Source organism: Microbacterium sp. NRRL B-14842, from assembly GCF_050470785.1.
Map to the genome: position 1 here is coordinate 1 of NZ_JBFLUM010000087.1, position 14,366 is coordinate 14,366.

Consider the following 14,366-nt stretch of genomic DNA (forward strand, 5'->3'; position numbering starts at 1 on the left):
GTCCCTCAGGACCCAACAGCGTGCAGGCACCGGTCCCCTCACCCAGAACCTTCCAACCACGAAGCGGCGTACTAGTCCCGAGATCAGATCTCGATGCCATGTCAAATGTCCACCCATGAGCTCCCAGCGAAGAACGTATGCCTTCGATCTGGGTTCTGGACGCCGAAGCGTCAGATGCTCCTTAGAAAGGAGGTGATCCAGCCGCACCTTCCGGTACGGCTACCTTGTTACGACTTAGTCCTAATTACCGATCCCACCTTCGACGGCTCCCTCCACAAGGGTTAGGCCACCGGCTTCAGGTGTTACCGACTTTCATGACTTGACGGGCGGTGTGTACAAGACCCGGGAACGTATTCACCGCAGCGTTGCTGATCTGCGATTACTAGCGACTCCGACTTCATGAGGTCGAGTTCGCAGACCTCAATCCGAACTGGGACCGGCTTTTTGGGATTCGCTCCACCTCACGGTATTGCAGCCCTTTGTACCGGCCATTGTAGCATGCGTGAAGCCCAAGACATAAGGGGCATGATGATTTGACGTCATCCCCACCTTCCTCCGAGTTGACCCCGGCAGTATCCCATGAGTTCCCACCATTACGTGCTGGCAACATAGAACGAGGGTTGCGCTCGTTGCGGGACTTAACCCAACATCTCACGACACGAGCTGACGACAACCATGCACCACCTGTTTACGAGTGTCCAAAGAGTTGACCATTTCTGGCCCGTTCTCGTATATGTCAAGCCTTGGTAAGGTTCTTCGCGTTGCATCGAATTAATCCGCATGCTCCGCCGCTTGTGCGGGTCCCCGTCAATTCCTTTGAGTTTTAGCCTTGCGGCCGTACTCCCCAGGCGGGGAACTTAATGCGTTAGCTGCGTCACGGAATCCGTGGAATGGACCCCACAACTAGTTCCCAACGTTTACGGGGTGGACTACCAGGGTATCTAAGCCTGTTTGCTCCCCACCCTTTCGCTCCTCAGCGTCAGTTACGGCCCAGAGATCTGCCTTCGCCATCGGTGTTCCTCCTGATATCTGCGCATTCCACCGCTACACCAGGAATTCCAATCTCCCCTACCGCACTCTAGTCTGCCCGTACCCACTGCAGGCCCGAGGTTGAGCCTCGGGATTTCACAGCAGACGCGACAAACCGCCTACGAGCTCTTTACGCCCAATAATTCCGGATAACGCTTGCGCCCTACGTATTACCGCGGCTGCTGGCACGTAGTTAGCGGCGCTTTTTCTGCAGGTACCGTCACTTTTCGCTTCTTCCCTGCTAAAAGAGGTTTACAACCCGAAGGCCGTCATCCCTCACGCGGCGTTTGCTGCATCAGGCTTTCGCCCATTGTGCAATATTCCCCACTGCTGCCTCCCGTAGGAGTCTGGGCCGTGTCTCAGTCCCAGTGTGGCCGGTCACCCTCTCAGGCCGGCTACCCGTCGACGCCTTGGTGAGCCATTACCTCACCAACAAGCTGATAGGCCGCGAGCCCATCCCCAACCGAAAAATCTTCCAAACGCAGACCATGCGGTCACGTCACATATCCAGTATTAGACGCCGTTTCCAGCGCTTATCCAGAGTCAGGGGCAGGTTTGCTCACGTGTTACTCACCCGTTCGCCACTGATCCCACAGAGCAAGCTCCGTGTTCACCGTTCGACTTGCATGTGTTAAGCACGCCGCCAGCGTTCATCCTGAGCCAGGATCAAACTCTCCGTAAAAAGAATTGCATACGAACCGGGGAAAAACCGAACGCAGCGAGTTTGATGCTGACCAAAGAGATAAATCATTGCTGACTATCCATTGCCAACCCCACAAGGAGGTTGGTCTTTGATCCAAAGGAATTCTCACCCAGCCAAAGCTAGACGAGGATAATTTGGCATTTGACAAGTGCACGCTGTTGAGTTCTCAAGGATCGGATGCTCCCACGACCCAGCCATCACGACCAGGCCCGCAGGGCAACTTCTCTATCTTAGCCATCCCGACCCGCTTGTCAAATCGGCGCGCCGTGCGGATCTCGGATCCGCTGCGCAGCCGGTGACAGCGCAGAAGGGGTGGATCTCCCATCCTAGACGCAAGCGTCTGATCTCTCAAGTGAGAGAGGATCGGGAGTGGTTCTCCGCTTGAGGGGGGTGAAGCTCTGGGCTTCTCCGCTTCCCTGTGGGGCGAACAAGTAATAAGTTACGTGGATTCCGGGGGTCTGGCAAATCGGGCGCACTCCCCGGGCGTGTCGCAGGCCCTCATGCGCCTGATTCCCCCGGATCAGCAGGGTTTCCGGCCACTTCGCGGCCGGGAGTAGCATCTCGCCATGGTCTCCGGTCGTCCCACCTCCGCCGCTGAGCTGCTCGCCCGCGTCGTGATCGAGGCGGGCGGGGACGCGTCGCAGGCCCCGACGGACTCGGGCCTCCGTGCCCTCGGGGCGTCCCGCTCTCGTCGCGCACGGCGACCGGCGATCTCGCTCTCGTCAGCGTCGCAGCAGTGGCCCTCGCCGCGGGTATCGATCTCACGCGCGTCGACCCCGTCCGCGTCGCCGTCGCCTACCGGAGCGACAGGTATCTGGAGGTGGGCGGCACTCCCCCTCCCGTGTGGGCGCCCCTCTCCGGGTTCTGGGCGAGCGCGGATGGATGGGTCCGGACACACGGCAACTACCCGCACCACGCGCGCGCGCTTCGCACCGCGCTGGACCTGGACGACAGGGCAGGAGCGGAGGCCGTGGCCCGCACGCTGGAGACGCTGCACACCGCGGAGGCCGTCCGCCGATCTCCGAAGCCGGAGGTCTCGCCGTGGCCGTCCGCCCTGAGGACCGCGCGGCCGATGAGGCTCTGCGGCGGACGCCCGTCGTGGACGTCGCGATCACGGAGGCGATCGGCCGACGACGGGGGAAGGACCGACGTCTCCCGTCGCCCGGTGCGGCGGGGCAGGGCTCCCCTCGCCGGCGTCCGCGTCCTCGACCTCACGCGGGTGATCGCCGGTCCGGTGTGCACCCGGACCCTCGCGCTCCTCGGCGCGGACGTGCTCCGCATCGACCCGCCGCACCTCCCCGAGCTTCCGTGGCAGCATCTCGACACCGGTCACGGCAAGCGCACCGCGCTGCTCGATGCCCGAGGCGCTGCGCTGCACGACCTCCTGGAGACCGCGGATGCCGTCGTGCTCGGCTATCGTCCTGCGGCCCTGGAGCGCCTGGGCCCTCTCCCCCGACGCGCTCGCCGCACGGTATCCGGGCCTGCTCGTCGCCCAGCTCAGCGCCTGGGGCACGTCTCACCCCGAGCGCGCCGGCTTCGACAGCCTGGTCCAGGCGGAGAGCGGCATCGCACTGATCGAGGGCGACGGCGGTCGGCCGGGCGCTCTTCCGGCTCAGGCATTGGACCACAGCGCCGGCTACCTCCTCGCCGCCGCCCTCACGCAACTGCTCCGCCACCGCGACGGGCACTCGCGAGTCGTGCGGGACCTCCTTGCGTCGGATCGCGCGCCGATTTGCTCGGGATGCCGCGGACGCCCCGCGCGTCGGCGCTCCCCGAGGTGGACGCATCCGGTCACCTGGCCCGCTTCGACGTCGACGGGGAAACGATCGTGACGGCCGCCCCGGCACTCCCGGCCTGGCGTTCGATGCCCGCACGGGTGGGGCACGGACGCGCCGCACTGGTGAGGCGCGGGATCAGACCGCAGCGCGCGGCCGCCGCACCGCCAGGACGACGCAGAGGACCAGGGTCAGCACGCCCCACACCGCGCAGGCGGGCGGCAGCACCCGATATGCGAGATGCTGCACCGTGAACTCGGCGGACAGCGGTCCGAACGCGAGCAGACCGCCGACCCACGCGATCACGAGGATCACCGGCAGCGAGAGCCACCACGCGACCCGCATGAACGTCGGAAGGACTCGGCGCGCGTCCGCTCGAGGCGTCGCGCGGCGCAGCCGCAGTGCAGCCCAGATCGCCAGGCCCAGCAGGCCGAGGGCACTCGAGCCGTACTGGAGCCACTTGTAGCCGTCGAAGGGACCCCAGGAGTCCGCGAGCGCGGGCAGCAGATCCACGCCCCACCGCGAGTCGTGCGTGAACGCATCCCAGAGGATATGCGAGAGCACGCCCAGCATCGTCGAGAACACGAGCAGGAACGGATACAGCGGTCGCCAGCCCGCGTACCGCGGGCGGTCATCGCGACTCAGCGCCTCGATCGCCGCCCGGTATCCGGTCACCCCCCAGCCGGCGGGTAGTCGCACGGACACCCATCCCGGCAGCAGTTCCAGGGTCGCCGGGCGCAGCAGGACGCGCCAGAGGAGGAACAGCCCGAGAGCGAGCAGCGTCGTCCACACGAGGTTGACCGGATCGTGCAGGAAGCCGTAGTTGAGGCCGACGTTGCGCAGGAACAGCGAGATGTCCGGCGTCATCGCTCCGATCGCGATCGCCGCGGGGACGAGCGGCGTGCGCACGAACGGCAGCGCGACGATCGCGTGGCTCGGAGTGAACGGCATATGAGGCCGGGGTCAGCCCAGGAAGACGCCGGCGAGGGTCTTCTTCCCGCGACGCAGCACCGAGACACCGCCGGGCAGGGTGCCCTGCACGGTCGCGGAGTCGTCCTCCACCCGCTCCCCATCGAGGGAGACGCCGCCCTGCGCGATGGCGCGGCGCGCCTCCGACAGGCTCGACACGAGACCGGTGGCGACGAGGGCGTCGACGACCGGAGTTCCGGCTGCGACCGTCGCATGCGGAAGCTCGTCGAGCGCCGTGCGCAAGGTCGCCGGGTCGAGAGTCGTCAGGTCGCCCTGCCCGAACAGCGCCTCGGACGCCGCGATCACGGCCGCCGTCGCCTCGACGCCGTGCACCGTCGCGACGACCTCGAGCGCGAGGCGCTTCTGGGCGGCACGGCGGAACGGCTCGGTCGCCACGAGCTCCGCGTACTCCTCGATCTCGGCCCTGGTCAGGAACGTGAACACCTTGAGGCGCTCGATCACGTCGGCATCGGCCGTGCTGAGCCAGAACTGGTAGAACGCGTACGGGCTCGTGAGCTCCGCGTCGATCCAGATCGCGTTGCCCTCGCTCTTGCCGAACTTCGTGCCGTCGCTGTTGGTGATCAGCGGGGTGCCGATCGCGTGGACGGACACCCCTTCGACCCGGTGGATGAGGTCGGTGCCGCTGGTGAGGTTGCCCCACTGATCGGAGCCGCCCGTCTGCAGCACGCAGTCGTACTGCCGGTAGAGCTCGAGGAAGTCGAGCCCCTGGAGGATCTGGTAGCTGAACTCGGTGTAGCTGATCCCGGCGTCGGAGTTCAGGCGCGCGGCCACCGCGTCCTTCTTCAGCATGGTGCCGACGCGGTAGTGCTTGCCGATCTCGCGGAGGAAATCGATCGCGGAGAGCGGCGCCGTCCAGTCGAGGTTGTTCACCATGCGGGCGGCGTTGTCCCCTTCGAAGCTGAGGTAGCGCTCGACCTGTCCGCGCAGACGGTCGACCCATTCCGCCACCGTCTCGCGGGTGTTGAGCGTGCGCTCCGCGGTGGGCCGCGGGTCGCCGATCAGACCGGTGGACCCACCGACGAGACCGAGCGGCTTGTGCCCGGCGAGCTGGAGGCGGCGGAGCAGGAGCAGCTGGACGAGGTGCCCGAGGTGCAGGCTGGGCGCCGTCGGGTCGAAGCCGCAGTAATACGTGACGGGATCTCCCGCGAGCAGGGCGCGCAGCGCCTCCTGGTCGGTGGACACGTGGACGAGGCCACGCCACACGATCTCGTCCCACACGTTCTCGAACGTGGGGTCGATCGCCTGCGGCGCGGTCGTCAGAGCGGGAGTTGACACGCGCTCCAGGCTAGCAGCGGACGACCGCCCCGCTGCGTCGCGCGGAGGGGTGTCAGCTGTGCGCGGCCCACCACACGAGGAACGCGGCGCCGAGGCCGATGACCCAGCTCACGAGGCTGCCGACGAGGAAGTACTCCGCGCGGGCCCCGGTCTCCCCGTCGCGGGAGATCTCCGGGAAGCGGACGATGCCCTTGGCGGCGAGCATGGCCGCGAGCACGGGGTACGCCGCGGCCAGGGTGAGGATCATCACGAGGACGCGTTCGAGCGGGCCGATGAGCCGCCCGCCCTTGAAGCCGTGGCGGGGATCGGCGGGGATCACCCCCACCGCAGGGGCATCGGCCGCAGGCTGGTCGGTCGGTGCGGATGCGACGACCGGAGGCACCGGCTCCGCCACCTCCGCGGGGCGCCAGGTGTGCTCGCCGTCCAGAGCCGCGCGGACGACGAGGTTGGCGGATTCGAGCAGGAAGACACCGGCGCCGAGCGCGAGCACGGCCAGATCGAACGGCACCTCGCCGAACGGCGAGCGGAGCGTCCAGAGCTCGCCGATGAGACCGGCGGCATTCCTCGATCCGCCCCAGACCACGGCGCCGATGCTGAGGGCGGCCAGCGAGACGGCCGGCCAGAACCCGGCACGGGACGGCCCCTCGTCCGGCATGCTCCAGGCCCACAGCGCTCCGGCACCGAGTCCGAGGAGGGCCGGCAGCAGCGCGTCCCCGCCGATGCCGAGGAGGAGGACCACAGCCGCGGCCACGACGTAGCCGATCCACCGCCGAGGCACGAACTGGCGGACGAGGTCGGTCGCGCCGACGGCCAGGAGGACGAAGCCCGCGAGGATCATGCGGTCTCCCCCCGGAGCGCGGCCACACCCTCGATGACAGCGGCGGCTCCCGCGCTCCGCAGCGATTTGGACACGCTCGGCTGGGAGATGCCCTCCTGGGCGGCGAGCTCCTGCTGGGACCGGCCGACCAGGCGCCCGTACGTGAGGTGGCGCTCGCGCGTGCTCATCGCCCCGACGAGCTCGTCGCGCGCAAGGACATACGCGTTGGACGCGGCGATCACGGTCTCCATGACCTCATCCTGGCCCGGGGCTCCGACAATCCAGGTGCGCGTGCGCGGCACGGCGCGCTGTTCGCGGGCGTGCACGGTCTCGATCGCGGCGCGCGCCGCATACCACCCAGGGCCGTCGGCCAGCTCACCGTGCACCGACGCCACCGGTCGGACCTCGCCGATGCCGACGCCGAAGCGGAACGCGAGGCCCTCAGGGAGCCGGAGCTGGACCATGAGGAGGGAGAGGAGCGCGTCGGGAAGCTCGCGGTAGACGCCCTGCTGCTCGTCCCCTACCGTGGGCGTGAGCGGCTGGACCGCCAGCGGACGGTCGCGTTCGACCTGCGCGATGGTCTCGTCGAGTGCACGCTGTGCGGCGCTCCGGTCCCCGAGCTCTCGGGAACCCACGATGTCGGCGATCACGGCGATGACCATGGGATAACCGTAACATGAATATCCGAGGTTTATGCCTCATATGGCTATAGATAGGAAATATGCCTGATTCACGCATCATCGACTGGACCGACGGCACCTGGACCCACGCCCCCGCGCTGACGCGCATCGACGGGCATCTCGACGCCACCGCGATCGAGGGCAGCGATGCCTGGCGTCACACCGCGTACGGCTTCGTGCACGACTCCGAGCATGCACTGCTCGCCCCGCTGGAGGTCGGTGAAGCGATCGAGGTCGCCTTCCGCGCGCCGTGGGAGGGGCAGTTCGACCAGGCGGGCCTCTTCGTCCGCGCCGATGACCAGCACTGGATCAAGGCGGGAGTCGAGTTCGCCGACGGCCACCTCGGCCTGGGCGCCGTCGTGACCGCCGGCCGCTCGGACTGGTCGGTCGGCTACGTCGACGACTGGCGCGAGAGCGAGATCACCGTCCGGGTCAGCCGCTGGGCGGACGCGATGATCGTGCGGGCCCGCGCGGACGACGGACCGTGGCGACTCGTCAGGGTGGCTCCCTTCGCCGGTGACACGGCCGTCTCCGCAGGACCGTTCCTCGCAGCACCCACCCGGGAGGGCCTGACCGTCCGGTTCACCCGGTGGGAGCGCTCGGCCGCCGACGGCGACCTGCACTGAGGCGCGGTCGCCGCCGGAACGACTACAGGCCGAGCGCTGTGCGCGGCGGCCTGCGCGCGGGCGACGAGCTCCGCGCGCTGCTCGGCCACCCGCTCGGGCGCGGTGCCGCCGACGCCCGTGCGCGACGCGACGGATCCCTCGATCGTGAGCACCTCGCGCACCGCGGGGACGAGGTGGGGCGACACCGACAGCAGCAGCTCGTCGGAGGCGTCCTCCAGCCCGATCCCCTGTTCCTCGCAGGCGCGCACGAGTGCTCCGGAGATCTCGTGGGCATCGCGGAACGGCACCCGCCGCTTCACCAGCCACTCGGCGACGTCGGTCGCCAGCGAGAACCCCTGGGGGGCGAGCTCGGCCATGCGCTCCGTGTGGAAGCGCAGCGTCGCGACCATCCCCGCGAACGCCGGCAGCACGACCTCGAGCGTCTGCACGGAGTCGAAGACCGGCTCCTTGTCCTCCTGCAGATCGCGGTTGTAGGCGAGCGGCAGGCCCTTGAGCGTCGCCAGCAGGCCGGACAGGTTGCCGATGAGACGCCCGGACTTGCCGGCGCGCGAGCTCGGCGATGTCCGGGTTCTTCTTCTGCGGCATGATGCTGGATCCGGTGGAGTAGCCGTCGTCGAGGGTGACGAAGCCGAACTCGCGGGTGTTCCAGAGGATGATCTCCTCGGAGAGTCGGGAGAGGTCGACGCCCGTCATCGCCGCGATGAACACGAACTCCGCGACGACGTCCCGCGCGGCGGTCCCGTCGAGGGAGTTCTCCGCCGGCCGGTCGAGACCGAGCTCCGTCGCCACGAGGGCGGGGTCGAGGCCCAGCGTCGATCCCGCCAGCGCTCCCCCGCCGTACGGCGAGACACCGGCACGCCGGCGCCAGTCGACGAGACGTTCGAGCTCGCGCACCAGCGGCCACGCGTGAGCCTGGAGGTGATGGGCGAGCAGCACCGGCTGCGCGTGCTGAAGGTGCGTGCGTCCGGGCAGGATCGCGTCGGGGTGTGCCTCGGCCTGCGCCACGAGCGCATCGATCACGCGCAGCAGGTCACGGGCGATCACCCGGGCGTGATCGATCAGGTACATCCGCACGAGAGTGGCGATCTGGTCGTTCCGGCTGCGTCCGGCGCGGAGGCGTCCGCCCAGCTCCGGACCGAGCTCGGCGATCAGCGCCTGCTCGAGCGCACCGTGCACGTCCTCGTCGGTGGGCAGCGGCTGCAGGGTGCCGTCGGCGACCTTGCGCGCCACGGCGTCGAGGCCCTCGTGCATGCGGGCGGCCTCATCCGGTTCGAGGTACCCCGCCGCGGCCAGCGCCGTGGCATGCGCGTGGGAACCCGCGATGTCGTACGGCGCGAGGATCCAGTCGAAGTGCGTCGAACGGCTCAGCTCGACGAGCTCCGGCGACGGACCGGTGGCGAACCGCGCGCCCCAGAGCGCGCCCTCGTTGGTGCCTTCGTGCGAGCCGGCCATCACGCGTCCTTCTTCCCGAGGAGCCAGACCAGCAGGGCCTTCTGGGCGTGCAGGCGGTTCTCCGCCTCGTCCCAGACCACGCTCTGCGGACCGTCGATGACGGCGGAGTCGACCTCGTAGCCGCGGTCGGCGGGGAGGCAGTGGATGAAGATCGCGTCGTCGTGCGCGAGCTCCATCGTCTCCGGCGTGACCTTGTAGCCGCCGAGGTCGCGGATCCGCGCGAGCTTCTCCTCCTCCTTGCCCATCGACACCCAGGTGTCGGTGACGACGACGTCAGCGCCCGCGGCCGCCTCGACCGGATCGGTGAAGAGCGTGATCGATCCGCCGGTCTCCCCGGCGCGGCGGTCGGCCGCCTCGATCACGTCGGCCCGCGGTGCGTAGTCCTCCGGAGAGGCGATGCGCACGTGCATGCCCGCCGTGACGCCGGCGAGCGCGTAGGAGTGCGCCATGTTGCTCTGGCCGTCGCCGAAGAACGTCAGCGTGAGCCCCTTCAGATCGCCCTTGTGCTCGCGGATCGTCAGCAGGTCGGCGAGGAGCTGGCACGGGTGGAAGTCGTCGGACAGTGCGTTGACCACGGGGACCCTCGTGCCGGCGGCCATCTCCTCCAGGCCCGATTGCGCGTACGTGCGCCACACGATCGCCGCGACCTGGCGCTCGAGGACGCGCGCCGTGTCGGACGGCGTCTCCTTCCCGCCGAGCTGGCTGCTCGCGGTGGAGATGATGAGCGGGGTGCCACCGAGGTCGGCGATCCCCACGGCGAACGAGACGCGCGTCCGGGTGGACGACTTGTCGAAGATCACGGCGACGGTCTGCGGGCCGGCGAGGCTCTTGTCCGCCCAGCGGTCCTTCTTGAGCTCGAGGGCGAGATCGAGGATCTCCGCCTGCTCGGCGGGCGTCAGATCGTCGTCGCGCAGCAGGTGGCGGGTCATGCGGGGACCTTTCCGGTGGCGGAGGAGTGGACGTCGGAGAGAGCGGCGGTGAACAGCTCGCGGAACTCCGCCAGCTCCGCGTCGCCGATGGTGAGTGCCGGCGCGACGCGCACGGTCTCGGGGTTGGCGGCGTTGACGATGAGACCGCGGTCCTGGGCGGCGGCGACCACCGCACCCGCCACGGGCTGGGTGAGCGCGACGCCGACGAGGAGTCCGCGGCCGCGGACGCCCTCGATCAGCGGGGAGTCGATGCCCAGGATGATCTCCCGCAGCTCGGCTCCGCGGCGCGCGGCGTTGTCGACGAGGTCGGCGCGCTCGATCTCGGCCAGCACCGCGTCCGCCACGGCCGTCGCGAGCGGGTTCCCGCCGAAGGTGGAGCCGTGCGAGCCGGGCGTGAACAGGGCGCTCGCGGCGCCGTAGGTGACGAGGGCGCCGATCGGGAACCCGCCGCCGATGCCCTTCGCGAGCGTGATGGCGTCGGGCGTGATGCCCTCGTGGCTGAACCCGAACCAGGCGCCGGTCCGTCCTGCCCCTGTCTGGATCTCATCGACGATGAGCAGGGCTCCGTGTGCGAGGGTCAGCGAGCGCGCGGCGGCGAGGTAGCCCTCGGGGAGCTCGACGACGCCGGCCTCACCCTGGATCGGCTCCACGATGACGGCGGCGACCCGGTCATCCATCGCGGCCTCCAGCGCATCGATCGTGGCCGGGATGTGCTCGACCCCTCCGGGCATCGGAGCGAACGGCGCGCGCATGGACTCCTTGGCCGTGAGCGCGAGCGAGCCCATCGTGCGGCCGTGGAAGCCGTTCTCCAGCGCCAGGATGCGGGGACGCTCCGCGCCGCCGTGCAGACGGGCGAGCTTGAACGCGGCCTCGTTGGCCTCGGCACCCGAGTTCGAGAAGAAGACCCGACCGTCGATCCCCGCGCCGGCGAGGCGCTTGAGCCGGGCCGCGAGCGCGAGCTGCGGTGGGGTCGCGAAGTAGTTGGAGACGTGCGCGAGGGTGGCGGCCTGCCGCGACACCGCATCGACGAACACCGGGTGCGCGTGCCCGAGCGAGGTCACCGCGATGCCGGCGAGGAAGTCGAGGTAGCGTCGGTCTTCGGCGTCCACAGGTACGAGCCCTCACCGCGGGTCAACAGCGCGAGGCGCTCCCCCGCGTTGAGCACGAGATCACGTGCCGCGTCGTCCTGCCAGACGGTCATGCCGTCGCCCCTTTCTCTCCCAGGACCACTTCGGTCCCGATTCCCTTGCTGGTGAACAGTTCGACGAGCACCGAGTGCGGGACCCGTCCGTCGATGATCGCGGCCGCGTCGACGCCACCCTCGACCGCATCGAGGCATGCGCGCATTTTCGGGATCATGCCCGATTCCAGGCGCGGCAGCATCTCCACGAGAGCGCCCGACGTCAGATGCGACACGAGCGAGTCCCGGTTGGGCCAGTCGGCGTACAGCCCCGGCACGTCGGTGAGGATGACGAGCTTGCGCGCACCGAGGGCCACGGCGAGCGCAGCAGCCGCGGCATCCGCGTTGACGTTGAGCGACTGCCCCGGGTGGTCGAGGTCGGGCGCGATGCTCGACACGACCGGGATCCGCCCTGCGGCGAGATGATCGAGCACCGGCGTCGGGTCGACCTGGACCACGTCGCCCACGCGGCCGAGGTCCACCTCCTCGCCGTCGATCATGACACCGCGGCGGCGGCCGCCGAAGAGCCCGGCGTCCTCACCGCTGAGGCCGGTGGCGATGGGGCCGTGCGAGTTGATCTTCGACACGAGCTGCGGGTTCACCTGGCCCGTGAGCACCATCCGCACGACGCCGATGGCCTCGGTGTTGGTGACGCGATATCCGCCCTTGAACTCGCTGGGGATCTCCAGGCGCTGGAGCATGTCGGAGATCTGCGGCCCACCGCCGTGCACGACCACCGGCTGCACGCCGACGTAGCGGAGGTACGCGATGTCCTGAGCGAAGGCTTCTTGCAGCTCGTCCGAGACCATCGCGTTGCCGCCGTACTTGACGACGACGATCTGGTCGCGGAACTTCCTCAGCCACGGCAGCGACTCGATGAGGGTGGTCGCCTTCTGGGCCGCGATGTCCGGCGTGGTGTCCTGGATGTCGGTCATGAGGCGTAGGCGCTGTTCTCGTGCACGTAGTCGTGGGTGAGGTCGTTCGTGAGGACCGTGGCGGTGGCCTCCCCGACCTTGAGGTCGATCATCAGGTGCGTCGCTCGCGGCGTCAGGTCGACCTCCTCGCGCGGGCGGTCCGGGCCACCGGCGGTGCACACGCGGACGCCGTTCATCCACACGTCGACGTCGTACGGGTCGAACTGCGCGGCCGTGGTGCCGATCGCCGCGAGCACGCGTCCCCAGTTCGGGTCGTTGCCGAAGATGGCGGCCTTGAACAGGTTGTTGCGGGCCACCGAGCGGCCGACCTCGACGGCATCCTGCTCGGAGACGGCGTGCTGCACCTCGATCGTGATGTCGTGGCTCGCGCCCTCCGCGTCGCCCTGCAGCTTGACCGCGAGCTCCTGGCAGAGCGTGGTGAGCGCCTCGGCGAAGTCGTCGAGATCGGGGGCGACCTCGGAGGCGCCGTTGGCGAGCAGCGTCACCTGGTCGTTGGTCGACATGCAGCCGTCCGAGTCGAGGCGGTCGAACGTGCGTCCCGTCGCCCGACGCAGCGCCTCGTCGGCCTGGAGCGGTTCGAGCACGGCGTCGGTGGTGAGCACCACGAGCATCGTCGCCAGACCCGGGGCGAGCATGCCCGCGCCCTTCGCCATGCCGCCGATTGTCCAGCCGTCGCGGGTCACCACAGCGGTCTTCGCAACCGTGTCCGTGGTCATGATGGCGTGCGCGGCGCTCTCCCCGCCGTCCGAGCTCAGCTCGGTGATCGCCTGCGCGGTGCCTGCGAGGACCTTCTCGCGGAAGACCTCGTCGCCCGTCCCGATGAGCCCGTGGAGCAGACGAGCACGTCGCCCGCGCTGATGCCGAGCATCTCGGCCGCCTTCTCCGCGGTCTGGTGGGTCGTCTGGAACCCGAAGCTGCCGGTGAAGCAGTTCGCCCCGCGGAGTTGAGGACGACGGCCTCGACCACGCGGTCCGCGACGGCCTGCTGGGACCAGATGATGGGGTTGGCCTTGGCGCGGTTGCTCGTGAAGACGGCGGCCCCGACCTTCCGGGGGCCGCGGTTGACGACGACGGCGACATCGGGCTTGCCGGTGGACTTGAGTCCGGCGGCGACTCCGGCCGCCTCGAATCCTGCGGGGGCGGTGACGCTCACGGGGCGACTCCGTTCACTGAGAGGGCGCGGGTCTCGGGAAGCCCCAGCGCGATGTTCATGGACTGGACGGCAGCTCCGGCGGTGCCCTTGACGAGGTTGTCGACGGCGGTGACCACCGTCACGCGGTTCGCGGCGCGGTCGATCGCGAGACCGAGGAGGGCCGTGTTCGCCCCGAGCACGTCGGCGGTGCGCGGGAAGCTGCCCTCCGGGAGCAGCTGCACGAAGGTCTCGTCGCCGTAGGCGCTCTCCCACGCCTGGCGGATCTCGGCGTCTCTCACGCCGTCGACGATCGGCGCCGTGGAGGTGGCGAGGATGCCGCGCGACATCGGCACGAGGACCGGGGTGAAGGAGATCCGGATGTCCTGGGTCCCTGAGCCTGTCGAAGGGCCTGAGCCTGTCGAGGGGCCTGAGCCTGTCGAAGGGCGGGCGGCGGCGAGCGCCTGTCGGATCTCCGGGATGTGGCGGTGCGTGCCGCCCACCGCATACGGGTTCGCGGAGCCGAGGATCTCGGAGGCGAGGAGGTTCGTCTTCAGGCTCTTGCCCGCCCCGGACGGGCCGACGGCCAGGACGGAGACGATGTCGCCCGGGTCGATCACGCCGGCCGCGACACCGGGGGCGAGGCTGAGGCTCACCGTGGAGGCGTTGCAGCCGGGTGCGGCGATCCGGGTCGCGCCGCGGAGCGCCTCGCGCTGCTTGCCCCCTCCGACGACGAGCTCGGGCACGCCGTACGTCCAGGGCTCGTGGAACGCCCCGCCGTAGAAGGCGTCCCACTCCGTCGAGGAGGTGAGCCGGTGGTCGGCCCCCGCGTCGATCACGAGCGGGG

At 69.1% G+C, this 14,366-nt stretch carries 9 protein-coding genes, 1 rRNA gene and 4 pseudogenes; 3 read left to right on the forward strand and 11 right to left on the reverse strand.

Annotated features, from left to right (window positions below; translation table 11 throughout):
• Positions 1-185: 185 nt before the first annotated feature.
• Positions 186-1,711, reverse strand: a 16S ribosomal RNA gene (locus tag AB1285_RS26105).
• A 1,093-nt stretch (positions 1,712-2,804) separates the two neighbouring features.
• Between AB1285_RS26105 and AB1285_RS26110 the strand changes: the two are divergent.
• Positions 2,805-3,104 (forward strand): annotated as a pseudogene (locus tag AB1285_RS26110) (CoA transferase); the annotation flags it as partial.
• 25 nt (positions 3,105-3,129) lie between these two features.
• Positions 3,130-3,564 (forward strand): CoA transferase, encoded by a 435-nt coding sequence (locus AB1285_RS26115; protein WP_429978201.1) that lies wholly within the window; start codon positions 3,130-3,132, stop codon positions 3,562-3,564.
• Positions 3,565-3,645: 81 nt separating this feature from the next.
• On the opposite strand, the gene AB1285_RS26120 is transcribed toward AB1285_RS26115, so the two are convergent.
• The 4 genes from AB1285_RS26120 to AB1285_RS26135 are packed head-to-tail and all read right to left on the reverse strand — an operon-like array spanning position 3,646 to position 7,251.
• Positions 3,646-4,458, reverse strand: a complete 813-nt coding sequence (locus AB1285_RS26120) for a DUF4184 family protein (RefSeq protein ID WP_268776879.1) — start codon at positions 4,456-4,458, stop codon at positions 3,646-3,648.
• Between the two features lie 12 nt (positions 4,459-4,470).
• Entirely contained in the window at positions 4,471-5,772 is a 1,302-nt protein-coding gene (gene tyrS, locus AB1285_RS26125; RefSeq protein WP_370428508.1) for a tyrosine--tRNA ligase, read from the reverse strand.
• Positions 5,773-5,824: 52 nt separating this feature from the next.
• Positions 5,825-6,610, reverse strand: a complete 786-nt coding sequence (locus tag AB1285_RS26130; RefSeq protein WP_259955164.1) for a hypothetical protein — start codon at positions 6,608-6,610, stop codon at positions 5,825-5,827.
• Positions 6,607-7,251, reverse strand: coding sequence for a SatD family protein (locus AB1285_RS26135; RefSeq protein WP_187661862.1), 645 nt, complete (start codon positions 7,249-7,251; stop codon positions 6,607-6,609). Before AB1285_RS26135 ends, AB1285_RS26130 begins: the two co-directional genes overlap by 4 nt.
• Before the next feature lie 59 nt (positions 7,252-7,310).
• Here AB1285_RS26135 and AB1285_RS26140 point away from each other — a divergent pair, with 59 nt between their 5' ends.
• Entirely contained in the window at positions 7,311-7,895 is a 585-nt protein-coding gene (locus AB1285_RS26140) for a DUF1349 domain-containing protein (protein WP_370428507.1), read from the forward strand.
• Between the two features lie 35 nt (positions 7,896-7,930).
• On the opposite strand, the pseudogene argH reads toward AB1285_RS26140, so the two are convergent.
• The 6 genes and pseudogenes from argH to AB1285_RS26170 form a co-directional block, all read right to left on the reverse strand.
• Positions 7,931-9,347, reverse strand: a pseudogene (gene argH, locus AB1285_RS26145) (argininosuccinate lyase); the annotation flags it as partial.
• Complete coding sequence (gene argF / locus AB1285_RS26150; RefSeq protein ID WP_187661865.1) at positions 9,347-10,276, reverse strand: ornithine carbamoyltransferase; 930 nt, start codon at positions 10,274-10,276, stop codon at positions 9,347-9,349. The gene argF and the pseudogene argH, both read right to left, overlap by 1 nt.
• A pseudogene (locus AB1285_RS26155) lies at positions 10,273-11,477 on the reverse strand (acetylornithine transaminase). The gene argF and the pseudogene AB1285_RS26155 overlap by 4 nt, the downstream one beginning before the upstream one ends.
• The gene (gene argB / locus AB1285_RS26160; protein WP_268776873.1) at positions 11,474-12,391 is read right to left on the reverse strand and encodes an acetylglutamate kinase; all 918 of its coding nucleotides are present in this window, start codon (positions 12,389-12,391) and stop codon (positions 11,474-11,476) included. Before argB ends, AB1285_RS26155 begins: the two are co-directional and overlap by 4 nt.
• Positions 12,388-13,543: pseudogene (gene argJ, locus AB1285_RS26165) on the reverse strand (bifunctional glutamate N-acetyltransferase/amino-acid acetyltransferase ArgJ). The gene argB and the pseudogene argJ overlap by 4 nt, the downstream one beginning before the upstream one ends.
• Positions 13,540-14,366, reverse strand: an 827-nt coding sequence (locus AB1285_RS26170) for an Asd/ArgC dimerization domain-containing protein (protein ID WP_429978202.1), incomplete at its 5' end; no start/stop codon positions are given. The gene AB1285_RS26170 and the pseudogene argJ, both read right to left, overlap by 4 nt.

Excerpts from the sequence above, each read along its gene's own strand:
- AB1285_RS26140 (WP_370428507.1), top strand. The coding sequence starts at position 7,311 with ATGCCTGATTCACGCATCATCGACTGGACCGACGGCACCTGGACCCAC.
- AB1285_RS26115 (WP_429978201.1), top strand. The coding sequence starts at position 3,130 with ATGCCGTCGTGCTCGGCTATCGTCCTGCGGCCCTGGAGCGCCTGGGCC.
- argB (WP_268776873.1), bottom strand. The coding sequence starts at position 12,391 with ATGACCGACATCCAGGACACCACGCCGGACATCGCGGCCCAGAAGGCG.
- AB1285_RS26120 (WP_268776879.1), bottom strand. The coding sequence starts at position 4,458 with ATGCCGTTCACTCCGAGCCACGCGATCGTCGCGCTGCCGTTCGTGCGC.
- argF (WP_187661865.1), bottom strand. The coding sequence starts at position 10,276 with ATGACCCGCCACCTGCTGCGCGACGACGATCTGACGCCCGCCGAGCAG.
- AB1285_RS26130 (WP_259955164.1), bottom strand. The coding sequence starts at position 6,610 with ATGATCCTCGCGGGCTTCGTCCTCCTGGCCGTCGGCGCGACCGACCTC.
- AB1285_RS26135 (WP_187661862.1), bottom strand. The coding sequence starts at position 7,251 with ATGGTCATCGCCGTGATCGCCGACATCGTGGGTTCCCGAGAGCTCGGG.